The organism is Streptococcus oralis subsp. tigurinus (assembly GCF_002096275.1).
GTDB classification, from domain to species: Bacteria; Bacillota; Bacilli; order Lactobacillales; family Streptococcaceae; genus Streptococcus; species Streptococcus oralis_CN.
Genome location: NZ_NCUG01000018.1, coordinates 445,464 through 470,169 on the forward strand (window position 1 = coordinate 445,464; position 24,706 = coordinate 470,169).

26 protein-coding genes, 1 pseudogene and 1 other annotated feature are annotated in these 24,706 nt (G+C 40.1%); of the genes and pseudogenes, 1 reads left to right on the top strand and 26 read right to left on the bottom strand.

Annotated elements, in window-relative coordinates; translation table 11 throughout:
* Positions 1-9 precede the first annotated feature (9 nt).
* On the bottom strand, positions 10-1,065 hold the full coding sequence (locus B7725_RS07285) for an ABC transporter permease (RefSeq protein WP_084875413.1): 1,056 nt from the start codon (positions 1,063-1,065) through the stop codon (positions 10-12).
* A gap of 385 nt (positions 1,066-1,450) precedes the next feature.
* Here B7725_RS07285 and B7725_RS07290 point away from each other — a divergent pair, with 385 nt between their 5' ends.
* Positions 1,451-1,735, top strand: a complete 285-nt coding sequence (locus B7725_RS07290) for a DUF3270 domain-containing protein (protein ID WP_009730037.1) — start codon at positions 1,451-1,453, stop codon at positions 1,733-1,735.
* A gap of 63 nt (positions 1,736-1,798) precedes the next feature.
* On the opposite strand, the gene B7725_RS07295 is transcribed toward B7725_RS07290, so the two are convergent.
* The 25 genes and pseudogenes from B7725_RS07295 to B7725_RS07415 all read right to left on the bottom strand — a co-directional run bounded on the left by B7725_RS07295 (position 1,799) and on the right by B7725_RS07415 (position 24,667).
* A complete protein-coding gene (locus B7725_RS07295) occupies positions 1,799-3,136 on the bottom strand; it encodes a sensor histidine kinase (RefSeq protein WP_084875414.1) in 1,338 nt (445 codons plus the stop codon).
* The gene (ciaR, locus tag B7725_RS07300; protein ID WP_000590630.1) at positions 3,126-3,800 is read right to left on the bottom strand and encodes a two-component system response regulator CiaR; all 675 of its coding nucleotides are present in this window, start codon (positions 3,798-3,800) and stop codon (positions 3,126-3,128) included. The genes B7725_RS07295 and ciaR overlap by 11 nt, the downstream gene beginning before the upstream one ends.
* 109 nt (positions 3,801-3,909) lie before the next feature.
* Positions 3,910-6,456 (bottom strand): M1 family metallopeptidase, encoded by a 2,547-nt coding sequence (locus B7725_RS07305; RefSeq protein ID WP_084875416.1) that lies wholly within the window; start codon positions 6,454-6,456, stop codon positions 3,910-3,912.
* Between the two features lie 120 nt (positions 6,457-6,576).
* Complete coding sequence (locus B7725_RS07310; RefSeq protein ID WP_084875418.1) at positions 6,577-7,017, bottom strand: ASCH domain-containing protein; 441 nt, start codon at positions 7,015-7,017, stop codon at positions 6,577-6,579.
* Positions 7,014-7,862 (bottom strand): putative PEP-binding protein, encoded by an 849-nt coding sequence (locus B7725_RS07315; protein WP_084875419.1) that lies wholly within the window; start codon positions 7,860-7,862, stop codon positions 7,014-7,016. The genes B7725_RS07310 and B7725_RS07315 overlap by 4 nt, the downstream gene beginning before the upstream one ends.
* Before the next feature lie 41 nt (positions 7,863-7,903).
* Positions 7,904-8,509: a DUF6707 family protein gene (locus B7725_RS07320; RefSeq protein ID WP_084875421.1), complete on the bottom strand. Its 606-nt coding sequence runs from the start codon at positions 8,507-8,509 to the stop codon at positions 7,904-7,906.
* Between the two features lie 61 nt (positions 8,510-8,570).
* Entirely contained in the window at positions 8,571-8,942 is a 372-nt protein-coding gene (locus B7725_RS07325; RefSeq protein ID WP_000568347.1) for an Imm51 family immunity protein, read from the bottom strand.
* Between the two features lie 241 nt (positions 8,943-9,183).
* Positions 9,184-9,339, bottom strand: a complete 156-nt coding sequence (locus B7725_RS10145; protein ID WP_229035102.1) for a hypothetical protein — start codon at positions 9,337-9,339, stop codon at positions 9,184-9,186.
* A gap of 17 nt (positions 9,340-9,356) precedes the next feature.
* Positions 9,357-9,779, bottom strand: a complete 423-nt coding sequence (locus B7725_RS07330; protein ID WP_084875422.1) for an SMI1/KNR4 family protein — start codon at positions 9,777-9,779, stop codon at positions 9,357-9,359.
* A 17-nt stretch (positions 9,780-9,796) separates the two neighbouring features.
* On the bottom strand, positions 9,797-10,132 hold the full coding sequence (locus B7725_RS07335; RefSeq protein ID WP_084875424.1) for a hypothetical protein: 336 nt from the start codon (positions 10,130-10,132) through the stop codon (positions 9,797-9,799).
* Between the two features lie 36 nt (positions 10,133-10,168).
* Positions 10,169-10,867, bottom strand: a complete 699-nt coding sequence (locus B7725_RS07340) for a 3-oxoacyl-ACP reductase (RefSeq protein WP_084875426.1) — start codon at positions 10,865-10,867, stop codon at positions 10,169-10,171.
* Complete coding sequence (locus tag B7725_RS07345) at positions 10,860-11,096, bottom strand: DUF2829 domain-containing protein (RefSeq protein WP_049479736.1); 237 nt, start codon at positions 11,094-11,096, stop codon at positions 10,860-10,862. The genes B7725_RS07340 and B7725_RS07345 overlap by 8 nt, the downstream gene beginning before the upstream one ends.
* 113 nt (positions 11,097-11,209) lie before the next feature.
* Positions 11,210-12,025 (bottom strand): EbhA, encoded by an 816-nt coding sequence (locus tag B7725_RS07350; RefSeq protein WP_084875427.1) that lies wholly within the window; start codon positions 12,023-12,025, stop codon positions 11,210-11,212.
* 114 nt (positions 12,026-12,139) lie between these two features.
* On the bottom strand, positions 12,140-13,165 hold the full coding sequence (locus B7725_RS07355) for a DNA/RNA non-specific endonuclease (RefSeq protein WP_084875428.1): 1,026 nt from the start codon (positions 13,163-13,165) through the stop codon (positions 12,140-12,142).
* Between the two features lie 171 nt (positions 13,166-13,336).
* Positions 13,337-15,589 carry a glucosaminidase domain-containing protein gene (locus tag B7725_RS07360; protein WP_084875430.1) on the bottom strand — a complete coding sequence of 751 codons (2,253 nt, stop codon included), beginning with the start codon at positions 15,587-15,589 and terminating at the stop codon, positions 13,337-13,339.
* A gap of 110 nt (positions 15,590-15,699) precedes the next feature.
* The gene (locus tag B7725_RS07365; protein ID WP_162279021.1) at positions 15,700-16,686 is read right to left on the bottom strand and encodes a dihydroorotate dehydrogenase; all 987 of its coding nucleotides are present in this window, start codon (positions 16,684-16,686) and stop codon (positions 15,700-15,702) included.
* Positions 16,649-17,449, bottom strand: a complete 801-nt coding sequence (locus B7725_RS07370) for a dihydroorotate dehydrogenase electron transfer subunit (RefSeq protein ID WP_084875433.1) — start codon at positions 17,447-17,449, stop codon at positions 16,649-16,651. Before B7725_RS07370 ends, B7725_RS07365 begins: the two co-directional genes overlap by 38 nt.
* A 246-nt stretch (positions 17,450-17,695) precedes the next feature.
* Complete coding sequence (gene gloA, locus B7725_RS07375; RefSeq protein ID WP_000157143.1) at positions 17,696-18,076, bottom strand: lactoylglutathione lyase; 381 nt, start codon at positions 18,074-18,076, stop codon at positions 17,696-17,698.
* A gap of 58 nt (positions 18,077-18,134) precedes the next feature.
* The gene (gene rplT / locus B7725_RS07380) at positions 18,135-18,494 is read right to left on the bottom strand and encodes a 50S ribosomal protein L20 (RefSeq protein ID WP_000124830.1); all 360 of its coding nucleotides are present in this window, start codon (positions 18,492-18,494) and stop codon (positions 18,135-18,137) included.
* 51 nt (positions 18,495-18,545) lie between these two features.
* Positions 18,546-18,746, bottom strand: a complete 201-nt coding sequence (rpmI, locus tag B7725_RS07385) for a 50S ribosomal protein L35 (protein ID WP_001125942.1) — start codon at positions 18,744-18,746, stop codon at positions 18,546-18,548.
* A 32-nt stretch (positions 18,747-18,778) separates the two neighbouring features.
* The gene (gene infC / locus B7725_RS07390) at positions 18,779-19,309 is read right to left on the bottom strand and encodes a translation initiation factor IF-3 (protein WP_000848184.1); all 531 of its coding nucleotides are present in this window, start codon (positions 19,307-19,309) and stop codon (positions 18,779-18,781) included.
* 15 nt (positions 19,310-19,324) lie between these two features.
* Positions 19,325-19,456 (bottom strand) — a sequence feature (ribosomal protein L20 leader region).
* A 157-nt stretch (positions 19,457-19,613) separates the two neighbouring features.
* The gene (locus tag B7725_RS07395; RefSeq protein ID WP_084875434.1) at positions 19,614-20,798 is read right to left on the bottom strand and encodes a hypothetical protein; all 1,185 of its coding nucleotides are present in this window, start codon (positions 20,796-20,798) and stop codon (positions 19,614-19,616) included.
* Positions 20,795-21,386 (bottom strand): annotated as a pseudogene (locus B7725_RS07400) (ATP-binding cassette domain-containing protein). Before B7725_RS07400 ends, B7725_RS07395 begins: the two are co-directional and overlap by 4 nt.
* A 406-nt stretch (positions 21,387-21,792) precedes the next feature.
* Positions 21,793-24,033 (bottom strand): DNA internalization-related competence protein ComEC/Rec2, encoded by a 2,241-nt coding sequence (locus B7725_RS07410; RefSeq protein ID WP_084875436.1) that lies wholly within the window; start codon positions 24,031-24,033, stop codon positions 21,793-21,795.
* On the bottom strand, positions 24,017-24,667 hold the full coding sequence (locus B7725_RS07415) for a helix-hairpin-helix domain-containing protein (RefSeq protein ID WP_000387314.1): 651 nt from the start codon (positions 24,665-24,667) through the stop codon (positions 24,017-24,019). The genes B7725_RS07410 and B7725_RS07415 overlap by 17 nt, the downstream gene beginning before the upstream one ends.
* Between the last annotated feature and the right edge of the window lie 39 nt (positions 24,668-24,706).

Consider the following 24,706-nt stretch of genomic DNA (forward strand, 5'->3'; position numbering starts at 1 on the left):
TTCTCCTTATCATTCTGCAATCGCAGTAATCGGGTCCACCTTTAGCAAGCGTGGAAGTGAAATGACACCACCTAGAAGGGCCATCAAGGAAATTACCAAGCTTAGGACAGAGTAGGCTATCCAACTTGGGTAGAAAAAGAAGGTAGCTGGTAAGACTAAAATCACTCCACCAATAGCAAGCAAGGCTAAAGCAATCCCCATACCAGCTAGGAGGAAGATTTGACAGAACAGAGACCATACAATGGTTTTGATTTGTATTCCCTGAGCTCGCATTATTCCATAAAGACCTAGTTTTTGTATGGTAATGATATAAACAAAAATCCCCACAATCAAGCCTGTGATAACAATCATAGCAAGAATCATCCCTGAAAATACATTAACCTGAGGTGTGTAACCAGGAATTTTCGATATCATTTTTGGGATGGAAATCTGTTTCAGTCCATCGCCAGCCACTTCTATATCATTTTTCAATACCAAGGCAGAGATAGAACGATTGGCTTTCAAGGTTCCTTGTAAGGTCCAATAAGTTGTCAGACTCGTAAAGACAACGGGCTCGGTGAAAAACTTATTTCCTTGAGTCAAGCCTACGATCTTGTAACTTGAATCGCTTCCATTGAGCTGAATGGCATCGCCTAGCTTAATCCCATAGTTCTCAAAAGACTGATCCACGACAACCTCATCATCTCCTTCAGGATAACGACCCTCCGTCAAACTAGGTGAGATAAAAGCGTCCCAGTCTTGAGCAAAAATGGAAACATTGACCTTTTCACTACCATCGACTAGATTGGTCACAGCAAACATATAGCCCAATGGAGCGGCCTCTTCAGAATTTTTATCCTTGTAGTCCTTTTCAGGAATAAAGGATGCCGTCAAATTATCATTTGCGTAGTCGGATAAAACGACACCCGTCGCTTGCCAATTATCAATAGCGGCCCGGTTGTTCCGCACAAGACCAAGAGCTAGACTGATCATAAAAAAGACCATAAAAGCGATAAGAAAAATGGTAGTTAGAATCAAACTATATCGAAGTTTGTTTCGTACTATTTCTTTGATAGCAAGATACATGTTTATCTCCTTTAACTTTCCCCAGAGGTAGCAAGAAGGCCACCCAGTCCAATAGACAAAATCTCTGTCCATCCATCCATTCAAAACAACTCCTACCAATACTCTTCAAAAGTATCCAGGTAGCAACTTAACAAATCATCTTAGGAAAAAGCCTCAGCTTGCTATCAATTTATATAAGTTATCCCTTCCTTTCTCAGTATATTTATAATAGAGAAGGTCAGGTCATCTGTTTTAAGTGTAACATCCATGCTATCACTTTCCCTAGTGGGTGTCAAGAAGAGCGACTTAGATAATGATAAGAGACTTTAGTAGTTTTGTAACCATTCTGTAATAATTCTCTGCATAAAAAATGATAAAATAGTTAGGTACTGTTAAGGAGAGAATCATGCCCGCAAGAAAATTAGAAGCTTATGAGTTTGAACAAACTCCCGAATCGAATCAAACTCCGCTTTATCAAGACTATACACTGGAAGCACCTGTTAGCTCCAATTTAAAAGAGATTTTATTTTTTGTAAATATTGCTTGTTTTTGTATTTTTATGGTGTTTTTTAGTTTTATCTTTTTAGCCTTAAAATTGAACACAGCTTTATCATTTGTTGCTGCTATGGGGGCAAGCTTGACACTCCTCCAACTCCAACGAAAGATTATTAAACGAAAAATTTCAAAATAAAGGTTGGTACCACTACCAACCTCTTTTCTAGTTAACAAAAAAGACAGTTTTAAAACTGTCTTTTTATTTATTCTTACGTTTGGGAGGAGATTGGATAGCAATTTTAACTTCAAAAATCGTTCCTCTAGGTTTGTTATCTTTAACGGTAATCGTTCCTCGTAAGGCATCTACGATCTGCTTGGCCAAAGATAGTCCAAGACCAAACCCACCTTTCTGACGGGTTCTCGCCTTGTCTACACGATAAAAGCGGTCAAAGATTTTCTTCTTATCGGCAGCTGAGATCCCAATTCCGTTATCCGTTACTGATAGATATAGGTGGCGATCCGTAGCATGGACCACAAACTCAATTTTTCCATCTTCTTCAGTATACTTGATAGCATTATCAAACAAGATAGTCATGAGCTGTTTTAGGAGCAACTGATCGGTCATGAAGGAACGATAAATCCGATTTTCATATTCAAAAACACGATCATTTTCAGAAGCAATCAACTCATAGTTAGCAAAGGTTGTTTTAAAGAATTGCGGAGAAACTTCTGCTATTTCTGGTTTGATTCCATCATCTCGACGTGCAAGATTGAGAAGATTTGTCGTGAGGAAACGCATGTTGCGAACTTCTTCAAGACTAGAAGCAATGCTTTCGCTGGATTCCATAATCGTCGCTTCTGGTTTTCGAAAGAGAGTCTCTAAACGATTTTGTAAAACAGCCAAAGGCGTTCTCAGTTCGTGACTCGCATTTTCTACAAAGGACTTCTGCTTTTGCATACTTTCCAGTAAAGGTTTGACACTGACACGTGCCAAGTAAACACTGGCAATTAAAGACAGAAGCCAGAAACTAGCCATCACTACAACAATTAAATGCTCGTGGTTTTGGCTGATTTGCTCAAGCTGGCTAGTATTGATTAAAACCGCCGCATATTTGACATTACTTGAAACAGTGGATGAATTGGTTTCCATCAAGATCATCCGGTAGGTTTCTTCCTGACCGTAGCTATTGACAACTTGAATTTGCCGAATGTGATTCAACTCTTTCTTGTCCAGCTTGATCTTGTCCAAACCTAAAAAGCGATTGCCCAGTAAGAGTTGGTTAAAATCCTTATCAAAGAGCAAGACTTCCGTATTGGAGCTGACATTGGGTTTGATTTCAGCCTTGCTGGCATCCGCTGTTGCTGGTTGAATATCTTTGACTTCTTCAGTTGCCCGATTAAGGGCTAATTGGATAACAGCTTGAGGGCTAGTGCTAAGGGCTTGTAGTTTTTCATCTACAGAAGTGTAGAGACTCGAGTGCATGACCTGGAGGATAATCAAGGTCATAGCAGAGAAAATCAGAGTAAACACTCCAAAGTTTCGAATGAAATAGCTGAAATCATCTGCATACCATGTTTTTCTTAGTTTATTGAACATCTTTTAAAATATACCCGACACTACGCAAGGTTTGAAGATTTTCAGCAAAAGCTGTACCCTTCAGTTTCTTACGAACTTTTGAGACATAGACTTCTACAACGGAAATAGTCGTATCGCTATCAAATCCCCATAGGCGGTCAAAAATTTGCGTCTTGGGAAGAATGACATTTTGATTTTGAAGGAAGTAAACCAATAACTCGAACTCTTTTCCGAGTAGTTCCACAGGAGTATCTTCCACCTTCACTTCATTCGTTGAAAGGTTGACGACAATATCCCCATAGGTCAAAGTGTTTTCGTTAAACTTACCTGAACGTTTGAGAAGGGCTTGGATCCGCATTTTGAGTTCTTCTAGATAGAAAGGTTTGGTGAGGTAGTCATCCGCTCCCAACTCAAAACCATGTCCCTTATCATCCAAACTTTCCTTAGCAGTCATGATAAGGACTGGTGTCGTAATTCCTTTTTCGCGCAACTCTTTCAAGACCTGGAAACCATTTTTTTCAGGTAACATCAGGTCAAGCAAAATCAAGTCATAGACGCCACTTTCTGCTTCGTAGAGACCTTCTTCTCCATCAAAGACCTGCATGACATCTGCAAAATCATCTAAAAAGTCAAATACTGAGTTTGACAGGCCTAGGTCATCCTCTACTAATAAGATTTTTATCATCAGAAACTCCTCCTTGTTATGATTATTATACCAAAATTGCCTTAAAAAAAACTCAACTCTCTCTTCTTTTAAGATAGAAAGTTGAGTTTTTGTTTACATTTCGAATGAATTAAGCTTTGCCATATTGAGCTACAACAGCTTCGACTGCTGCTTTCTCACGCTTAATCAAGTCAACACGCGCTGCGATTTCCTTGATTCCCATACCGATATTACGGCTAAGAGCTAGGTCAGAGAGTTGTGGTTCAAAGAATTCCTTGTACTCTGCCAAGCGTTTCTCAGTCTTAAATACATGGGCAGGTAGGATAACAAAGCTATCAAAGCTCATATCCCCACCAAGAGCTGCCTTGATCCAATCCCAGTTTTCTCGCGCCCATACCCAAACAGTTTCTTGAGTTGTTTGATGATCTAGGAACTGGTAATACCAAGCAGACAAGTCTTGTGGTTTAACAACAAACTTATCCTTCCATGAGCCAATTAAGGTTTGGATATTGTCAGCATCTGTACTGTATGCAAGAGCCGCAGCCAACTGACGTTTGAAGACAGCATCTGTGGCATGAGTATAGAGGTCCAGATAAGTTGCGACCAAGTCCTTGGTCTCATGGTGTTTCATCTCATTGATGAGAACTTGTGCACGGATAGCTGCTGGAAGTCCTGCAAGATTATCCTTGTGAGCTGCAAAGATTTGGCTAGCAACTTGACTAGCTTCCACATCATTTGAGCGAATCATCATGGAAATGGTCAACTGACGAACCAATTCGTCTTCATCTGATTCACCATCTTTGGCTTCAAAACCAAGACGGGCATAGTTATGACGAGCCAATTTAGCAACCAGACGGTTAAAGGCTTTCTCAATTTCTGTTCCTTCATCAATAAAGCGCTCAAGGGCAGAAATCACTTGAGAAACAGCTGAAACCACCAGATAAGACTCTTCCTTAGCAAGTTTATCAAGGACTGGAAGCAAGTCTGCATAAGAAATGTGCCCTGCCTCAGCCAACAAACGACGTTCTTGAACAATTTGCAGTTTGCTTGTGTTATCAAGTGTCTCTAGCTCAGCAAGAACAGCTTCTAACAAGTCTCCTTGATAGTCGGTAATATAGTGGGCAGTATTTTCAGTGTTGAGACGAAGAGCTCCTTCATTTTCAGCAAGAAGAGCTGCGTAGCCAGGGATTTCGATACTTTCAGTTTCGAGTGTATCTGGCAAGCCTTTCCAGTTGCTGTTGAGTGGCACCACCCAGAGACGGTTCTTGTCTTCGTGCTCACCGATAAAGAATTGTTTTTGTGAAATCTTCAAGACATCATTTTCAATTTTGACAGTGAGAACTGGATAACCAGGTTGTTCCAACCAAGAATCCATGAAGGCTGCGACATCACGGCCTGACGCTTGTCCAAGGGCATTCCATAGGTCACGACCAATGGTATTTCCATATTGGTGTTTTTCAAAGTAGGCATGCAACCCTTTAGCAAAATCAGCATCGCCGAGCCAACGACGAAGCATATGCATGAGACGGCTTCCTTTGGCATAGACGATAGCTCCGTCAAAGAGGGTATTGATTTCATCTGGGTGTTTGACTTCGACGTGGACAGACTGAACGCCATCAGTCGCATCACGTTTAAGTGCTCCCGGAACACCACCTGTTTGGAAGTCTTCAAAGATATTCCAAGTTGGCTCGATGGCATCAACACAGACGTATTCCATCATGTTAGCGAAGCTTTCATTGAGCCAAAGGTCATCCCACCATTTCATAGTAACGAGATTGCCAAACCATTGGTGAGCCAACTCATGTGCTACAACTAGGGCAACTTGTTGACGGCTAGCAAAGGTTGAGTTCTCATCCACAACCAAATAAACTTCACGGTAAGTCACAAGACCCCAGTTTTCCATAGCACCAGCTGAGAAGTCAGGAAGGGCGATGTGAAGTGATTGAGGGATTGGATACTTAACTCCATAGTAATCTTCGTAAAACTCGATTGAGCGAACGGCGATGTCCAGTGAGAAATCAAGGTTAGATAGTGGATGGGCTTTGGTTGAGTAGACACCGACGAGGGTACCGTTTTTAGTTTTAGCGGTCACTCCTTGCAAATCACCAGCAACAAAAGCCAACAAGTAGGAAGACATGCGAGGTGTTGTCTCGAACTTCCAAATGCCTGTTTCCTTGCGGTTTTCAACATCAATCTCAGGCATGTTTGACAAGGCAACTTCACCTTCTACTTGGTCAAAACGAAGAGCGAGGTCAAAAGTTGCTTTTGCTTCAGGCTCGTCCACACATGGGAAGGCTTCGCGCGCAAAATGGCTTTCAAACTGGGTAGACAAGACTTCCTTCTTGACACCATCCACTGTGTAGTAAGAAGGGTAAATACCTGTCATGTTATCTGTAATCTTTCCTGAAAAAGCAATGACTAATTCAACTTGACCTGCCTCATCCAGTTCGATATGAAGGGCTTCATTTTCATGATCAACTGTAAATGGACGAGCTTGACCCGCAACTTCTACAGAAGCGATTTCCAAGTCTTTTTGGTGAAGGGAAATACGGTCACTCTGTGCTTGACCAGTAATGGTCACCTTACCAGAAAACGTTTTGGTCTCACGACTCAAGTCTAAAAATAAATCATAATGTTCAGGAACAAATTGCGTAATAAAATGTTCAACTGCTTGCATAGTTTTCTCCTATTCTAAGTTTAAGAGTTTTTCTCTTATTCAAACAAACTTATTATATCATGTTTTGCTTAAGAAAAAAGGATTGGACGGTGATTTCCAAAACTTTCTTTCTACTAAAGTTTACTGTGGATAAACCTTGCGAAATTCTTCTAAAACAACCTTGCTGTCAGGTGTAAAAGTTAGTCCTGCCTCTCTCAGCCACTCGGCGAAACAGTCCTCATGAACCTGACGCCAATAGGCTAGGGATTTGCCACCTTCCCCTTCCTTAAAGGCATGTTCAGCAGAAACTTGATTAAAGGGTTCGACAGAAATCTTTGTAATTTCGACAATGCAGACAGCCTGATCTTGACTGTCTAGAATAACATCGAAGGTCCCTTCTTGCGGAAGAGGTTCGTCCTCTATTGCATAGAGGTCATAGGCTGAGGCAGTTGCTGTCTTTTCACCTTTTAAAACCAAATCTGCCAAGAGATCGGCTTCTACTCCAAAAGCCCAAGCATCGATCTCATCTCCGATCGAGGGGTTGATTTTCTTGTATACATTCCACATTTCTTGCGGTGTCATGGGTTGCTCCTTTGTAATTTTTTACTTTTTTCTTTTATGTGTTTGAGATGGTCTGCATGGTCAATCTCTAAATCAAAAATCTCTGGAATAGAACTGTAGTGGATAATGCACTCAATCCCCATCTGATTCATTTTTTGTATGAAAGAAAGATTCAGATAGCCTGCTACAGCAAAGTCAATCTTTTTAGTATTTGATTTTTCCTGCATTTGTCTCAGCATATCTAACATAATGGGACTTTCCATATCATGCCATTGACTGTTTCTCACAGTCGCAAAAACAAAAGAAGTCAAATCATTCATTCCAACTATAATCTTTGAAATACCAGTTTCTATTATTCTGTCCAAGTCAAAATACGCTGACGGTAATTCAATCATTGTGCCGACTTTTCCAGTAAAACCATGCTGACGTAATACTGTAATAGCTTGCTTTAACTGGTCGGCATCATTGACAAAAGGAAAGATAACAGATAGATTGGGATTTGTTTGATAAACTTCTGTAACGACAATTGCCTCAGCCTGAAATTCATCCGGACACGCCAGTAAACGCCTAGTTCCTCTGTATCCAAACAAGGGATGATTTTCATCCAAATACTCTTTAGTCCCCTTTAGACAATTAGCTTCTGTATTCGTTAATTCTGAAAAACGATACCAAACCTCTTCATCTGAGTACAAGGAGCAAATGGTGTCTAGATAATCTTTTATAAATTGCTGACAACTTGCTAATAGGATGTTTTGATTGAGCTCTCTCAGTAAGTATTCCCCACGAATCATACCAATATGGTGAAATAGTTGAGGATAAACTTTTTCAGCGATTTTCTCGCCACTAAGGGCTAGCTGGTTTTTCATTTCTTCCCCTCTTTCCATCCTTCAAATTTAGCCACACTTCCTCATCCCTTAAAAGGGAAAAGGCTAACAATACCTTGCTCCTTGATAAAGCTTTGTAATCTTTCGATTTGTTCTTCTATTTTAGACTGGATATCCGCCTCGTCCAGAGTTGATTCCGCACTAAACAACTGAAGTTTTAACAAGTCTGCTAAGTAAAGTAAGCACCATTCCATCTCAGATGTAAGGGTCGAAGCTTGCTCGATTTTTGCAAGCTTTTGTTCCAAAGTATCACCATTCAAAAATCTCTGATGTACTCTCCTTCTTATTTTTCTAGTTGATTCTCCCCCAGAATCTAGTGGACTTAAAAGGAGATTTTGATAGATGGATACCTGATTTTCCGTCTGCTTTTCCATATAGGCCAATAAGACTATCGAACTCTCAACAAAGGTCCAACTATTATAATCTCCTTCAAAGGGAATTTGTAGCAAAATATCTAACAACTTTTTAGCTAGTTCTTTTTGACCATATAGATAGAGTAAATAAGCAAGGTGATTAAGAGACTCAAGATAGGAACAGTTGGTCTTCTTGTACTTTTTTAATATTTTTTCTACATAGGGTTTTAAATCAGAATGATTTTCCACTAGATCAAATACTTCTATCAGCTTCATCTTAACTCCTTTGTGTCTTTTCCCTAGTCAAATATCTAGTAGTTAAAGCTTTTCTAATCAGCTAATCTAACTCTGCTCGACTAAACAAGTCTATCATAGACTCAGAATCGTCGCAAAACTCCTTAAAACCTAAAGCAAATGTTGCTAAGGCATCAATATTGGAAGAATAGGCACAAAACATACTTCCTTCTGGATCAAAGTCAATAGATTCGCTTAATTCAGGCATTTTTTCCTCTAAAAATATCAAAGCAAGAGATGCCCAATCGTATCCATTTCCTTCGAATCCCTCATCTTCCCGAGTGTCGAATACTTCCTGTCTGTATTCTCCACCAGGATAATAAATGAGCGACCCTCGAACACTTTGTGTCTCTTCATCATGGACTAAAAATTTAAAAGGTGAAATTTTTTTATTTACCATTTTGTAATCTATCATTTCTTGACTCCTTACTGTATTCGCTTATGTTTAATAGAACTATGCAAATCCAGCTTAGTTACTAGGCAAAGGGAATAAAAGTATCATGTTTATTATAATAAATTAAGGCATCGACCAAGTATTCAGGGCTTGCGTCTGGCTTTTCATCCAATGCACTAGAAGGACATCTATCAGATGCTCACCATAATATACCAGATTAAGATTTCTCTCTACTACTTCCACAGGGTAGACATCTTTATCATCAACTACAACTGGATAATCCGACACCAAAATAAAGGCTATCGAGAACCAAATTCCCTTCATCATTGCCATAGAGGCAAAAGTCATCTTGAGTACATTGTTCTAACTTAACTTGCTCTAAAATATCTGCTAGTGAAAAGAATTGGTGTTTACGCATGATTGCTCCTTTTATTTCTACTCACCTTCCACAAAACTAGTCAGAAAAGCCTCAAATGAAAGCCATTGACCAAAAATCTCAGCTCTTTCTTCTAAAACATAGTAGTAAACCTTGCCATAATCTTCTTCCCTTAGAGACAGAGCATAGTTTCCAGACCCAGGATCATAGGCAAAATGAAGGAGGTCTTTAGCCTGGAATCCGGCAGGAACAACCTCATCGTCAAACCAGTTGAGGGCCTTCTCCATCTCCTCTAATGAATAAAAAGCATTGAAAGGAAAGAGATGTTTGTCATCATGAACACCAGACACACAAGATTGACCACCATTGTACTTGAGATAAAAGTTTAACATGGCTTCCGGCAATTTCTTTCCAAGGTTCTCCTCAAATTGTAAAAGGTCTTCTCTTGTAATTGCCTCATTCGCATCTGTTGCTCTCAGCATAATTATCCCTCCGATTTTTACAATCTTTCTTCTAAGACCTTGTCAATAAAGTCATAGACAGTTGCAGCAACTTTTTTCATCTCTAAGAAACCTAAAGCTCCCAAATCATTTTCATAAATGCAATCATCAGCATTTTTCTTGATAAAATAAGCCAGATCGCCTTCTTGACCAATCATAAAGAAATCTGGTTCATCTACTTCTATCTGATAGGTCTCATTACGCTCTAAGAGATCCTCCTTAGCATATAAACAGATGCCAGAATCATCAATTTCATAAGAGTCCGCTTCATCCCACTCTGATAGAAACTGATAATATAGGCTTGGTAACACAAATCCGAACTCATCTCTTTTCATAGCTTCCCTCCACATATTCACTAAGTATCAACTATATTACTTCAAAGACCATCCACCATCCACAGTCAAGATTTGTCCTTGCATGGCAGATGCGTGACCGCTAGCTAAGAATAAGCTGATTTCTGCAATTTCACTTGGCTCAATCCAGCGTTTGATGGGTGTTTCACTAGCCACCCAGTCAGCTAAGCCACCGGGTTCAAAGTCCGCAGCAGTCATGCTCGTCTTGACAGCACCTGGAGCAATCCCAAAGACCTGAATTCCAGCTTCCGCATAGTCTAGAGCCAACTGCTTGGTAAATCCAGCCAAGGCATGCTTAGAGGAAGTATAGGCGTGTCCACCACCTCCTGCTAGGTTTGAAGCAATAGAACACATATTGATAATGATTCCCTTTTTACTTTCCAGCATTTGTGTCAAATAATGTCGTGTCATCTCAACTGGAGTCATATAGTTGATTTCAAAAATCTCTTGAATTTCCTGTGCTGATTGTTCCAAAAGCGGTTTGTAATCATCCAAAACTCCAGCAGTATTGCACAAAACATCCACCTGAGGGCACCAGTCAAAAACAGGTTTCAAGTCTAATGTCAAATCCCTCTGTAAAAAGTGGAAATCGCCCTGAAAAAGTGGATTTTCACCTTGGTCAACTCCATAAACTTGATAGCCATTCTCTAAAAAGAGGCGAGCTTGAGCCAGACCAATCCCTGAACTTACTCCCGTAATCAATACACGTCTAGTCATGCACTTCTACCCAATCCGTCGCCAAAACATCACAAGGTGTCGGGCTCCACATGGAAAAACCTTCCCCTTCTCCAGACACATTGATTAGGAAATAAGGCGTCACTTCAAGTGCAATCCCATTTTGCTCGATAGTGTCAAAGAGTTGGACATAGTTTTCAGCCCCTCCCCAGCCAGTTCGTACATATTTTTTCTTAGCCTTTAATCCAGGCAAGATTTCTTCAAAAGTCATGTTGTTCTCCTTTAATGCTACATTCTTAATTTAATTATAACAAAAAACCGTTTTCCAACGGCTTTTTGACTGTATCTTAGTGCAATAAAACAAATAGCTATCCAATTTTTTTATTATTTCAGTTCAATTAATTTATTGTAGATTTTCTCAGTCAGTTCTTTCTGTTGCGTTCCTGTTAAATAGTGTGAAGTACGAATTAAAACAGTTCCATAAACATAGTGGGATCCCGGATTTAAAGCAGTTCCATCAAAAGCACTAATATAAGTATTGCGCTTTTCTGCATCTTCTTTTGTCTTATAAACCTCTATATTTCCACCAGCATCATTACCTTTTTGAACAATATCTGAGCCTTCTACAGATTCATTCACCTGCTTGTCAACAAAATATACAGACGCTGTATACCCACCTTGTTTATTTAATTTTTTATTAGGATCATTATCCTCCGTAACAGATTGTACTCCAGTAATTGATTCAATTTCTTTAAGTCTTTCTTCAATAAAAGAACTTGAAGGATTTGTAATTTGTTTTAATTGAAGAATGCTATTTTGATAGTGAATCAATTTTTCAGATAAATTCTTTTTTGTTTCACTATAATCTAATGGTTGACTTAATTCTTCAATTTGCTTCTCAATCTTAGCAGTCGCTTTCTCCATTTCTGGTATTTTACGAAGTGAATCTTTGCTATCCTTTATAGTTGATTTCAATTCTTCCAATGTCTTAGAATCAAGAGGTTCTTCATCATTATCAATAACCTTTTCAGCCTCAGCTATTTGATCTTCAACTTCTTTATTTTTTTCATTTAAATCCTTTACTACATCTTCAAACTTAGTTACAGCAGCTTGATGTGGTGCATAGGATAAGAAATAGTATCCTAGACCAGAAATTCCTATGATGAGACACATTGACAATATCATTATTTTTTTCTTCATTTCAATCTCCAAAAAGTATTTAATATCTTCACAATTTTACTATAATACATCAAAACAAGCAACAAAAAAACCGTTTCCCAACGGCTTTTTGACTGTATATCTACTAAATTCTTCCTACCACTGCAATCCAGCTTCTCTGATTTCTTTCTTAGAAGCAAATTTACCATTTGGTCTGTGCCATCTCCCTTTTCTATCTCTGAAGTAGCCACCTGAATTTGTTGATTGCGAGTTTGATTCCTGGCTTTCTTCCTTTTCTTGTGCGGCTTGGCGAGCTTTTTCTTGCTCTTCTTCTTTTGCTTTCTTTTCAGCTGCTTCTTTTTCCTCAGCCTCTTTCTTGGCTTTTTCCTCAGCTTCCTTCTTAGCCTTTTCTTTTATCTTTGCATCTTCAACTGTATTTTTAGCAGTACCATCCAAATAATTGATTTCCGCATTAGCTGAAACATTGTCTAGAATAACATGCGTCACAGAATACTGATCAACCTTTTCCTTACTACCACCTAACTTGATTTCCAAGAGTTTGCCATTTTCATCTATTCCCACATACTGCAATTCAATTTGTCTCGGAAGCAATTCATCTTTCTGATAGATTGGGGTCACCTTGTAGTCAAGATAGTAGTTCGGGTGATTGGCCAACCAAGAGTCCAATCGATTTTCATAATAAAGCATGCTACTTTGGTTTTGGTCATCTGTTCCAGAATAACTCCCAGCATTGAGCCAGTTAGTCATTGGAACCAGATTCCTCTTTTCATCGTTTAATCCGCTAAACTGATAACCAATCAGATGACCTCTACTCATCAACCAAGCTTCTTTTTTACCATCACCATAAAAGAATTTATAATTGTGCCATCCAACTGGATCATAAGTCAACTTGGACTCTCTCTTCTCAGTTGGTTCATCGCTATCCTTAAGTTGAATATGAGCACCCGTTGCGCGTGATTTAGAATCCAATTCCCCAAGTTCTAGTTGCTTTTCATTTTTAAAAGGCAAGAGTCCAGCTTCTTTAAATAACTTTTCATCGAACTTAATTTGCTTCTGTTCAATTTTTTCTTCTGGGACCTTTGATTCCGCCTTATGTCCAGAACAAGCAACTAGTGTTGTGATTGAAAGCAAGGCAATTGAGAAAGATAGTAGCTTTTTCATAAAAATCTCCTTTATTTTTATATAGTGATTAGATTAATATCCCCTCTTTCATTCTACTATCATTTTGTTAATTATTCAAGAATAAAGAGACTATTATCATACTATTCCTCCTCCAAGGTCCAAAACAAAAACGATAACCACTTTTCAGTAGTTACCGTTGGTTTATTTTGATTAGTCTTTCCCACCAAGTTTGCTGTTGATAGTCATCATGATGCTGGCTATCTTCTCACCCCAGTATGGATCTGAGGCATAGCGAACATTCATTCCGGTCGCTTTATTTCCGAGGTGGTCTCTGCCATAGTCAATGTAATTCTCACGAATCCATTTGGCCGCCCCGAGGATTCCTTTATCCACATCATCAAAGCTCTTGGCTGAGAGATATGGGCTAGTATCATAAGCAGCAATACCAAAGAAGTTGTTCTTATCTCTGGCAATTTGACTGCGTCCCCACGCACTTTCAAGAGCGCTATGTGCCATCAAGTAAAGGGCGTTGACACCGTAGCGTTCCTCAGCTTCTTTGAAAGTCGCTCCTTTACCTGCAAGAGGACTATCCTGCAAGTTCATCAACGAATACAGTTTATCCAATTCAGCTGCACTATAATTACTTGGTTCTCTCAAGTTTTTATAAAGGAAAGGATTTTTTATGGTAAAGCCATCAAAATGCTCTCCGTCAGTTGAATAGTACTTCTTACCAATAACCATAGCAGATGTGTGTGGAGCTACTTTGATACTCGTGTATGGAGAGAGTTCATGGTAGAGGAATTTCCCATCACTAGTATAATGAGGGATAAACTCGCTTCCTTCATCCACTGCTGTCAAATCACTTTGATTCATATAGCCAGACAAACCTGAAATTGAAACTGCAAGTCTGCCTCCTTTACGGGTCGAGCTATCCAGTGAAACGATGCTTCCTTGGTTAATGTAACTCAAGATTTCTCCAGATGCACTATAGACATAGGCTGTGATAGGTTTTACCTTATAATACTTGGTTTTATCCGCAACATGCCATTTACCAGAGGCATCCAAGGTATGACCATCTACAGTTTCATTTTGTGCCATATAGCCGCCGGATTTGAGATAATACCAAGCTTGGTTAACTGAATCATATATCAGCTCTTTTTCGGCCATCTTCCCATTCGACTTGAGGTAGAACCAATTATTCTTGTACCAAACCCACTCATTTGAAGCCATATAGCCACCTGATTTGAGATAATAGTAGCCATTATCCCAGACCCATTCTTTGTTGGTGTAATTTCCATCAGCCTTGATGTAGAACCAAGAGTTATATTTTTTATCAAAGAGCCAGCCCTTTCCTGCTTTTGCTCCACTGCTGGTCACATAACTGCGATCAATCCAAGTTTCTGTAGAAAGGTAGCCTCCTGATTTGAAATGGTAATCCTTGCCTTTAATGGTTTTCCAACCTTTTTCAGCATAGGTTCCGTCCTCTTTCAGGTAGAACCAAGACTGGTAATTTTTATCAAAGAACCACTCTGATTTTAGCTTGGCACCACTCTTAGCAACGTAGAAACGCTCAATCCAACTTTCTGTAGAAAGATAGCCTCCTGATTTGAAATGGTAATCTTTTTCTTTAATCGTTTCCCAGCCTTTTTCGGCATAGCTACCGTCTGCTTTCAAGTAAAACCAAGAATCGTAATTCTTATCAAAGAGCCATTCGGATTTCAGTTTGGCTCCACTCTTTGCAACATAGAAGCGGCCAATCCAGCGCTCGGTAGAAAGATAGCCTCCAAATTTGAAATGGTAGTCCTTTCCATCTATGGTTTGCCAGCCATTTTCAGCATAGGTACCATCTTGTTGAATGTAGAACCAACTGCTATAGTTGTCATCATAAATCCAACCTTGTTTGACCTTATTACCATTTTCTGACAAATAGGTCTTACCAAGCCAAGTACTTTTCAGCATTTTACCTTGAGAATTAACGTAGTATTCGTTTCCACCTTGAGTGACCCACTCATCTTTGGCCATTTTCCCATCTTCTTTAAGGTAATATTTTTCCTGACCTTGTTGGATCCACTCATTTTGAGCTTTCTGACCATCAGACTTGAGGTAAAGCCAACTCTGTCCTTCTTGGTCAAAAAGCCACTGGTCCTTGGCCTTGGCCCCACTAGAATTGACATAATATTGGGTGACCCAAGTATTTGTAGCCAAAATTCCATTAGCATCAAAATAGTAGTCCTTGCCAGCAACAGTCAACCAACCGTTTTCTGCACGTTGACCATCTTCTTTAAGATAAAACCACTTCTGATGCGTTTGGTCAAAAAGCCATTGCTTGGTTGCTGGTTTCCCATCTGCTTTGAGGTAGGTCTTTCCTTGCCACGTTCCCTCTTCTGCTTTTGCTGTCTCCACTACAGTAAAAAAACACCCCAATAAGCCAGCACTTACTAGGGCCACTTTCCATCGTTTCATTTAAATGCTCCAATAACGTTTTCTAATCCCTATTGTAACATAGTTAATAGACGAAAATATTACAAATTGATGAAGATTCTATTTCTTGTTGACGATAAGGAAGACCTAGCTTATCTCAGACTGGCTTTGACTTCTTGACGGAGATCTTCTAAACTGCTAATGCCGTATTTGTCCATGACTTTTGGCAGATTTTCGATGATATCAGGACAGGCATAAGGATTGGTAAAGTTGGCTGTTCCAACTCCGATGGCAGATGCCCCAGCCAGATACATTTCTAGCGCTGCTTCAGCCGAATCCACTCCTCCCATTCCAATGATGGGCAGGTCTGTTGTTTGAGCTACTTGTCGGATGAGTTTGAGGGCTACTGGAAAAACTGCTGGACCTGACATTCCACCAGTTCCATTGGCTAGGATTGGTTTTTTGGTTTTAAGGTCAAATCGCATACCGACTAGAGTATTGATCATGGTTAAGCCACTTGCTCCTGCATCTTCTGCGGCTTTGGCGACGGTGACAATATCTGTTACACTAGGAGTAAGCTTGACATAGACTGGCACATCAGAGGCTTCCACAGCTGCCTTTACCACTTCATAAGCCAAGTCAGGATCTTGCCCAATCAAAAGTCCATGATTGCCGTGATCCACATTCGGACAAGAGATATTAAGCTCGATAGCTTTTACATTTGCTGCCTTGGAAATTCCTCGAGAAACAGCAGCGTACTCTTGTTTTGAAAAGCCTGCAACATTTGCGATGATGGGAAGCGTAGGATACTCTCTTTCCAGCCAAGGCAACTTTTCAGCTAAAACAGCTTCTAAACCAGGATTTTGCAAGCCGATTGCATTGATCATACCAGCAGGCGTCTCTGCAACTCTTGGAGTAGGATTGCCAAAACGGGGTTCAAGTGTCGTCGCCTTGATCATAATAGAGCCTAAAAGGTCTAAATCATAGTACTTGGCATATTCCTGACCAAAACCAAAACAGCCTGATGCTGGTATGATAGGATTTTTCAAATCTAAACCAGGGAGAGAAACTTGTAAACGATTTGTAGTCATGACTTTCTCCTTATAATACAACTGTTCCTGTGCGGAAAACAGGGCCATCTTCACAGACGCGTTGGCTGACGGTCTCACTATCTGGCACTTTTAGGACACAGGCATAGCAAGCCCCCATCCCACAAGCCATACGAGATTCCAGAGATAGGTAGGCTCTTGGGTGGTCATAAAAGGTTTGATTGATGTACTTCATCATTCCAGGTGCCCCACATGAGTAAACAGCATCAAATTGACTGTCTAAATCATTGATGACAACAGAAACATTTCCCTTGATGCTATAAGAACCATCATCTGTCGTTACAAATACCTGACCATATTGGGCCAATTCGGTTTCGAGAATAACAGCATCCTTAGTCGCAAAACCGAGGACTGTCACTACTGTCACCCCACGCGCATGCAATTCCTTGGCCACCTCAAGCAAGGGTGGAACACCAATCCCCCCACCAACGAGGAGAACTTGGCTCTGATTGTCTAAATCAGACAAGTCAAACCCATTTCCCTGAGGCCCCATCACATCAAGAGTATCTCCCTGACCTAATGTTGAAAAAATAGCTGTCCCAGCCCCCTCAATCCGATAAATAAGGTGACACTGCTTGTTTGCTTTGTCAATAGACGAAATTGAAATAGGGCGGCGCAAGAGATGGGCGTCATCAGGCACACGCAGATGAAGAAATTGGCCGGCTCGCATGGCTTCAACCATCTCCCCTTCTAGGACTAATTCAAAGATTGCTGGCGCAATTTCCTCCTGAGCGACCACCTTCATGGTCTCCAAACGAATGGCACCAAAACGCTTCTTACACGTGGGATTCATGACTTTTCCTCCTTAAATTTAAGGGGACCAGATAAAGAAAAGGCCTTGCTAATGCAAGGCCTCAGTTAGGTTAGGCTAGAACTCATGCGCACACTTAAAAAGTCTCCACAGAGAGTCCCCTATCCCTTTTATCTGACACCTTGTGAGTCTCTCTGGACTCCCCTTAAAGGTTAAATTTGTATTAGTATACTCTTTCAAAGAAAAAAAGTCAAGTAGAAAACGAACATTCTACTTGACTGTACTGGATTATTTTTCACGAATGACTTCGACCTTGTAGCCATCAGGATCCTTGACAAAGTAATAGTTTGGTGGGGTTCCTGGTAGGCCTTTTGGCTCTGTAACCTCATAGCCTTTAGCACTATGTTCTTGATGAAGAGCTTCAAGATCAGGTGTACTGAGGGCGATATGGGCGAAGCCATCTCCTACCACGTAAGGGCCGTGGTCATAGTTATAGGTCAATTCCAACTCGTAGTCATCACCCTCAAGTCCTAGATAGACAATGGTAAAGGCATAATCTGGAAAATCCTTGCGACGTAATTCTTTAAAACCAAAAGCGTCTTGATAAAATGCGATTGATTTTTCAAGATTTTCTACTCGCAAACACGTATGTAGCATTTTTGAAGCCATCTTTCTCTCCTTTATGTCAAAAAAGACTGGGACAATCCTGTACCAGTCTTAAAAGTGATTATTTACCAAGTTTTGCTTTCGCTGCATCTGCAAGAGCTGTGAAAGCTGCTGCATCGTTAACAGCCAAGTCAGCAAGCATTTTACGGTTAACTTCGATCTCAGCCAATTTCAAACCATGCATCAATTGTGAGTATGAAAGTCCGTTCAAACGAGCTGCCGCATTGATACGAGTGATCCATAATTTACGGAAGTCACGTTTTTTCTGACGACGGTCACGGTATGCATAGTAGTAAGAGTTCATTACTTGTTCTTTTGCAGTACGGAACAAGATGTGTTTAGCTCCATAGTAACCTTTTGCTAATTTAAGAATACGTTTACGACGTTTGCGTGATACAACGCCACCTTTAACACGTGCCATGTTTTATTTCCTCCAAATATTTCCTAGAATTGTTTACTTACTGTTAGGCTATTATTTCAAGCGAGTAAGCATTGCTTTGATACGTTTGAAATCTCCTGAATGCACCATAGATGCTTTACGAAGATGACGACGTTGTTTCTTAGTTTTTCCGTGGAAACGGTGAGAAGTGTAAGCACGGAAACGTTTAAGTCCACCAGAACCTGTACGTTTGAAACGTTTAGCTGATGCGCGGTGTGTTTTTTGTTTTGGCATGATTTTTTCTCCTTTATTTAACTTTCTGACAATTATTTTTTGTCAGTTGCTGGCGCCAACTGCATGAACATTTGGCGTCCATCCATCTTAGCTCGTTGTTCAATGATCGCAATATCTTGTGTTGCTTCAGCAAACTCGGCTAAAACTTTTGCACCAATCTCTTTATGGGTGATCATACGCCCTTTAAAGCGAATGGATACCTTAACTTTATTTCCTTTTTCAAGGAACTTGCGTGCATTGCGAAGTTTTGTGTCAAAGTCACCCTTGTCAATAGTTGGACTCAGACGAACTTCTTTCACAGTAACAACACTTTGTTTTTTACGTTGTTCTTTTTGCTTTTTCTGATACTCAAATTTGAACTTACCGTAGTCCATAATTTTAGCAACAGGTGGTTTTGCTTGGGGTTGAATCAATACTAAGTCAACATTTGCACTATCAGCCAATGCTTGCGCTTCACTGAGTGGCTTAATGCCTAGCTGTTCTCCCTCAAGACCGATCAAGCGAACTTCACGTACACGAATTTCATCATTGATGAATAAGTCTTGCTTTGCTATGGTTTTCACCTCTTTTTTATTATTAGAGAAAAACAAGAGCGGACTCGTAATGATACAAGCCCGCACGTTATGATAGCGTTTCTTAGAAACTTTTCATCCGTAGGGCCAGGCAACTTAATGTCACAAGGCGAGAAGCTCTCACTTCTGCTTTTCTCAACTTTTATATGATACCAAGTTTTCTATCCCTTGTCAAGATAAAAAGTCATTTTTTCAAAAAACTTTCTGTTTTCTTCTTGATGTCCGCATCAAAAAGAGAGAACCTAGTTGGTTCCCTCCCTCTGTTAGTTTTTTCCTCACCTTCCGTATAGGAATGCTAAGACCTATTAAAACCTTCCTTTTTACGTGAACTTCCCCATCTTTCGATAAATAGAATACCCACTAACAAAAGGATAATCAGGCAAGGAAGTAAGACAATCCCCATGCTCCAATTTAGATCTACATTATCAATCTGCTTAGGTAATCTTCCAGATAAAATCTCTACTGAACGCAAGTAAGTAAAGGGAATCAGATGTGCAATACTCTGAAGAGGCTGAATGGTTTGGATACCAAACAACAAGCCAACAATCCCAATGAGGGAAAGAAAGAGAACAGGCATTTTTTGCTTGAAAAAGTAAGCAATCAAGTAGACGACTTCCACAATGACGATAAAAGCTAAGAAAGTTAAGAGCAAGCTAGGAAATAACACATCTTGTATCTTCCCAATAGTTACCTCTTGATTCGTTAAGCTATAGAACGGGTAGGGATAATCTAACTGTCCAAAACCACTTATCAGACTTCCCACTAGAAAAGAAAATCCACAGATTCCGATAAACAGCACGGTTACATAGCTCACCCCAACTCCAAGAGAGGACATGGCAAATGTCACTTTTGAAAAGGGATATAACTGAGCTGTATCGAGATTATTTTGATATCTTTCTGCGAACAGTTGTGTTAGCATGAAAATAATAGCAATCACAAACAAGCTTGGGATGATAGCCTCTAAAATCCAGACAATCTGATCAATCCCATGTGTCGGATAATCTAAACTGTGTGCCCTTATATTCAAGGGATACAGGGCTTGGTAAATCTTTCGTTCGCGGTCAACCGCCATTTTTAAGTCAGAGCTAGAAGTCGGTTCCTTTGATACAATTTCATAACTTTTTTCTTCACTTTGCCACTGTAAATAGTAGGCTTCTTTCCAGCGTCCTTCTTTTAACAAAGCCAGAATTTCTTTCTTTTGAGTCAAAAGATTTTTTTGTATGTCTAAATTTCTTTTAACACTCTGGTATTCCTCCGAGCTGGTGTCAGAGATTTGGGAGAGTTTCACTTCATTTTCATTGATGATTCTCTCTTGTTTTACAAGACGGGTTTCCAACTCGCTCTCCAAGCTGTGTGAGTTTGCAGTCTGACTATTTAAATAAAAGGTAACACCGAGTACAGATGCAAATAAAAGTAAGATAATCCAGTTTAAACGACTTTTGAAAACTTTCTTTAACAAAAATAGGCTAATATCTTTCATAACGGAACCTCTTCTATCTGCCCCTGATGAATGGTTACGATGCTATCGCAAATCTCCATTAACTCCTCTTTGTAGTGGGAACTCAAAAGAACCAGCTGTTCTTTTCTATCGATTTGTGCCAGCCTATCAAAAAACTTCTGTCGATAATACTCATCTAAGCCATTTGTTATCTCATCCATGAGCCAGCATTTCGCCTGACTGAGAAAATATGGCAATCACCAAGCGTTGCTTCATCCCTAGGGAATACTTACGGATAGGAAGGCTGATATAGTCAGACATTTCCCAATAGGCGATTTCGTCCCCCAAGTTTAGGTCTGACTTCCAGATATTTTTTATGAGACGAAGGTAGTCCATCCCACTTAAGTTTCCATCCAGCCATTCAACGCTCTCATAATAAAATAAAGAAGGAGAGACTGCGATATGTCCACTACTGAGGGGAAGCAGCTTGCTCATAGCTCGGAACAGGGTCGTCTTTCCAGATCCATTGATAGCAAGAAGACCATAAATCCTACCTTTTTTAAAGGTGAAATCAACATCTTGCAAGATGACTTGTCGCGTTTTTAAGGTAACATGAGTAAGAGTTATCATATACAGCCCTCCTTTTTCTCACTCTTTAACGATTGATAGTTTCCTGTTTAGTAGTTAATGACCACATAGCGAACATAATACCAATCAGACCAACTTTATAGTCGTCGTAGAGTAATAAGCAGATCATCTTGGAATGTTTTCATATTTACGTCCGTGGTAATTCATACTAAACTTCCAAGCGGTATTTCAATCATACCGATAAGTTTTAAGAACACTCACAGCAGATACACTGGACTGAAAAAGACCAATAGATAACAAACTAGCTAATAAAGCGACTTTTGCTGATTTTTCATGTTTTCATTGCATTTATATCTTTACTATTGGAAACACTTTCATTATATCGTTTTTCTCAGTATTATGCAACAGATTTTTTGTTTATTTTACTAATATATAACATCTTTTCTTCCTAACGAATGCTTTCAATTTGCCAACTATTCCATCCTTTAAAGCGAATAGCTCCGTTCTGGTCAGTTCGGTAAACTTTACTATTGATAGTTTCCAGTCGTGTCAAGGTTTCCTGATGGGGAAGCTTCACACGATTGTTCTTTCCAACTGAGATGAGTGTAATTTCTGGTTTGAGTTTTTCTAGAAAAGCTGGATTTGATGAGGTTTTAGAACCATGTTGACCGACTTTCAAGACATCCACCTCTAAGTCAGGATATTGCTTTAAAAGATCCTTCTCTCCCTTCTCCTTCAAGTTTCCAGTAAAGAGAAAGTGCTTATCCAAAAGTTTCCCATAAAGAAGGAGAGAATCATCACGATCCCCATCTCCAATCTTCCTTAGAGATAGGACTTCTAAGTAACCGCCAAAAATCGGTAAACTCTCCCCTACTGTCACACTGCGTACCTTAGTTTGGCTTACTTCTAATTCTGCCACAAATTCCTTCTGTGTCAGACTTCCTTTTGATACTAAAATCTCTCCGACATGGAAAGCCTTGGTCACCTCCAGTAAATCTCCAACATGTTCCCTATCTGTGTTGGTCAAAATCAGCTTATCAATCTTATCTACTCCTCGACTTTTTAGATAGGGAATCAAGGTTCGCTGGGCATTGCTAGTCGTTGCCTTTTCTTGCCAAGCCTCGATTTTCTTATCAGATTCTGCCTTGCCCCCCACATCTATAAGCATAGTTTTACCAGTTACATCCCGTAGAAAAATGCTTTCACCTTGCCCCACATCCAGCATGGTGATTTCATTTTCCAGTGGATGCTTGGTCAGGAAAAAGAGCCCCACAATAAAGAGACTGAATCCTGCTAGTCTTTTGATGTTTTTCCTCATATCATAGACCAAGGCTAATGAAACTAAGAGAAGAATCAAAAGCCATGCGTTGGGTTGTCCAAAGACCAAGGGCCTGCTTGCCATCTGCGATACCAAGCGAATGATGTCCTCCAACCATTCAAAGACAAGGTTAAGCTGAGTGACTGGGTAAACAAAAGACAGGATAAATAAGATGGACAAAAGTGGTAAGAATACCAAGTCAAACAGAAAGGAAAAGACAAGGGTTAAGAGAATTGACCAAGGTTGAAATTCTGCAAAATAGAAGGATAAAAGGGGCAATATTCCTAAAGAAATGGCCAGACTTTCTCTGGCAACAGCCTTGAGCCCCTCCCCTTCTTTGCTGGTCATGGTCAAGATAAAGGCGTAGGCACAGGACAAAACCCCTCCAGCTGTCAAGAAAAAGTTGGGCATGATGATAAAGAGGGCAAGGACTGTTAAGGCAAAATTATCCAAGCCCTTGTAGCCATGTTGGGCCAGTAACTTTTGCAAGAGACTGCGAATGACCGATGCTGAAAATCCTGTCAGACCAGCATAGATAAGAGAAAAGGGATAAGTCAGCCACTTCAACTTTTCTTGGGTCAAGCCCAATCGTAAGAGGAGTTTCTTAAAGGCATCCATGAAAAAGCCCACCTGCATACCCGACAAGGCAAAGAGATGGATAATTCCTAGACTGGAATAAAGCTCATTCATCTCCTCAAAGTCCGTGTCCAAATGTCCCAGCAAGAGCCCCGTCATATAGTTGCGCATGGGGTCTGGAAAGTGCGTCTTGATCCAAACTACAGCCCTTCGACGTAAAGCCGACAAATTTTCACCTATATCCCAACTGCTAACTTTTTTAAGTGACTGGATGCTCTTGATAGTCAGTGTCTGGTAAATCCCTTGAGTTTTCAGATAGGCTTGGTAGTCAAATCCACCAAAATTCCTCTGCCCTTCTGGCTCGGACAGTTTTCCTTCTAGTTCAATCTCATGAAGATCTGTTAAGGCCTGAAAGTGCTCTTTCTCTTCCTCGGACTGGAGTTTATAGTAAACTTGGAAGGTGAGGCCTTCAGCCTTGCCCCGAAAGGACAGACTATCTCCATTGACCTTAATAGTGTCAGGCAAAATCCGTACCCTCTCAACAGAATCCACTAGATTTTGACTAGCTTGTGTCTGTTGCCAAGTTTGAAACAGAAACCAAAATCCAAAAACTCCACAAATAGCTAGAACTTTTCTAGCCGATTTCCAAGGAAATTGGAAAAAGAGACAGACAAGCAAAAAAACAAAACCTAGCAGTGCGAGATAGGACGCTCCAAAAATGGCATAGTAAAGCCAGAGTAACAGAAAACTCAGATAGATTAGGGGGATAGGGGAATTCTTAATCCACTGTGACATAATCTTTTAGCTTTTCTATGGTCTTAGCGCCAATGCCAGAGACTTTCTTGAGTTCATCTACCGACTTGAATTTGCCATTTGCCTCACGATGGTCAATAATATCCTGAGCTCGTTTGCCACCCAGTCCCTTGACCTGCTTGAGTTCTTCCAGACTAGCTTTATTGAGGTTGACCTTCTTTCCTTTACTTGTCGAGGGAGTCGTTTCAGAGGCAGCCTGCTGACTAGCTGCTTCTTCTCCCTTAGTTGGAACATAGACAAGAGCCTCATCACTGACTTTCTGAGCGAGATTTAGCGATTTGCTATCTGCCCCCTCTGTCAATCCACCAGCTTTCTGAACGGCATCATGAACCCGACTCCCTACTGGCAAATCATAAATCCCTGGCGATTTAACAGCACCTTTGACATCTACTGTAATCAAATCTTGTTCAGGAGACTCTTCCTTTTCTTCCTTCTTCACTTCTTTTTCAGAAGTTGAATCCTTTGAAACAGATGCAACTTCTGCCTGTAAATTTGTTTCTTTCACAGGTGTTTGTGAAGTTGGTTTTAACAAGAAAAAGCCGCCTAAGGCCAGACCCAAACCTGCACAGATGACAATGATTTTATACTCTTTGATTTTCTCGATAATTGCTTCCATATTTTCTCCTCTCTTATGTTATTCGTAAGAGTAAGAAAA

Excerpts from the sequence above, each read along its gene's own strand:
- B7725_RS07285 (WP_084875413.1), bottom strand. The coding sequence starts at position 1,065 with ATGTATCTTGCTATCAAAGAAATAGTACGAAACAAACTTCGATATAGT.
- B7725_RS07290 (WP_009730037.1), top strand. The coding sequence starts at position 1,451 with ATGCCCGCAAGAAAATTAGAAGCTTATGAGTTTGAACAAACTCCCGAA.
- B7725_RS07295 (WP_084875414.1), bottom strand. The coding sequence starts at position 3,136 with ATGTTCAATAAACTAAGAAAAACATGGTATGCAGATGATTTCAGCTAT.
- ciaR (WP_000590630.1), bottom strand. The coding sequence starts at position 3,800 with ATGATAAAAATCTTATTAGTAGAGGATGACCTAGGCCTGTCAAACTCA.
- B7725_RS07305 (WP_084875416.1), bottom strand. The coding sequence starts at position 6,456 with ATGCAAGCAGTTGAACATTTTATTACGCAATTTGTTCCTGAACATTAT.
- B7725_RS07310 (WP_084875418.1), bottom strand. The coding sequence starts at position 7,017 with ATGACACCGCAAGAAATGTGGAATGTATACAAGAAAATCAACCCCTCG.
- B7725_RS07315 (WP_084875419.1), bottom strand. The coding sequence starts at position 7,862 with ATGAAAAACCAGCTAGCCCTTAGTGGCGAGAAAATCGCTGAAAAAGTT.
- B7725_RS07320 (WP_084875421.1), bottom strand. The coding sequence starts at position 8,509 with ATGAAGCTGATAGAAGTATTTGATCTAGTGGAAAATCATTCTGATTTA.
- B7725_RS07325 (WP_000568347.1), bottom strand. The coding sequence starts at position 8,942 with ATGATAGATTACAAAATGGTAAATAAAAAAATTTCACCTTTTAAATTT.
- B7725_RS10145 (WP_229035102.1), bottom strand. The coding sequence starts at position 9,339 with ATGCGTAAACACCAATTCTTTTCACTAGCAGATATTTTAGAGCAAGTT.
- B7725_RS07330 (WP_084875422.1), bottom strand. The coding sequence starts at position 9,779 with ATGCTGAGAGCAACAGATGCGAATGAGGCAATTACAAGAGAAGACCTT.
- B7725_RS07335 (WP_084875424.1), bottom strand. The coding sequence starts at position 10,132 with ATGAAAAGAGATGAGTTCGGATTTGTGTTACCAAGCCTATATTATCAG.
- B7725_RS07340 (WP_084875426.1), bottom strand. The coding sequence starts at position 10,867 with ATGACTAGACGTGTATTGATTACGGGAGTAAGTTCAGGGATTGGTCTG.
- B7725_RS07345 (WP_049479736.1), bottom strand. The coding sequence starts at position 11,096 with ATGACTTTTGAAGAAATCTTGCCTGGATTAAAGGCTAAGAAAAAATAT.
- B7725_RS07350 (WP_084875427.1), bottom strand. The coding sequence starts at position 12,025 with ATGAAGAAAAAAATAATGATATTGTCAATGTGTCTCATCATAGGAATT.
- B7725_RS07355 (WP_084875428.1), bottom strand. The coding sequence starts at position 13,165 with ATGAAAAAGCTACTATCTTTCTCAATTGCCTTGCTTTCAATCACAACA.
- B7725_RS07360 (WP_084875430.1), bottom strand. The coding sequence starts at position 15,589 with ATGAAACGATGGAAAGTGGCCCTAGTAAGTGCTGGCTTATTGGGGTGT.
- B7725_RS07365 (WP_162279021.1), bottom strand. The coding sequence starts at position 16,686 with ATGGCCCTGTTTTCCGCACAGGAACAGTTGTATTATAAGGAGAAAGTC.
- B7725_RS07370 (WP_084875433.1), bottom strand. The coding sequence starts at position 17,449 with ATGAATCCCACGTGTAAGAAGCGTTTTGGTGCCATTCGTTTGGAGACC.
- gloA (WP_000157143.1), bottom strand. The coding sequence starts at position 18,076 with ATGGCTTCAAAAATGCTACATACGTGTTTGCGAGTAGAAAATCTTGAA.
- rplT (WP_000124830.1), bottom strand. The coding sequence starts at position 18,494 with ATGGCACGTGTTAAAGGTGGCGTTGTATCACGCAAACGTCGTAAACGT.
- rpmI (WP_001125942.1), bottom strand. The coding sequence starts at position 18,746 with ATGCCAAAACAAAAAACACACCGCGCATCAGCTAAACGTTTCAAACGT.
- B7725_RS07395 (WP_084875434.1), bottom strand. The coding sequence starts at position 20,798 with ATGAAAGATATTAGCCTATTTTTGTTAAAGAAAGTTTTCAAAAGTCGT.
- B7725_RS07410 (WP_084875436.1), bottom strand. The coding sequence starts at position 24,033 with ATGTCACAGTGGATTAAGAATTCCCCTATCCCCCTAATCTATCTGAGT.
- B7725_RS07415 (WP_000387314.1), bottom strand. The coding sequence starts at position 24,667 with ATGGAAGCAATTATCGAGAAAATCAAAGAGTATAAAATCATTGTCATC.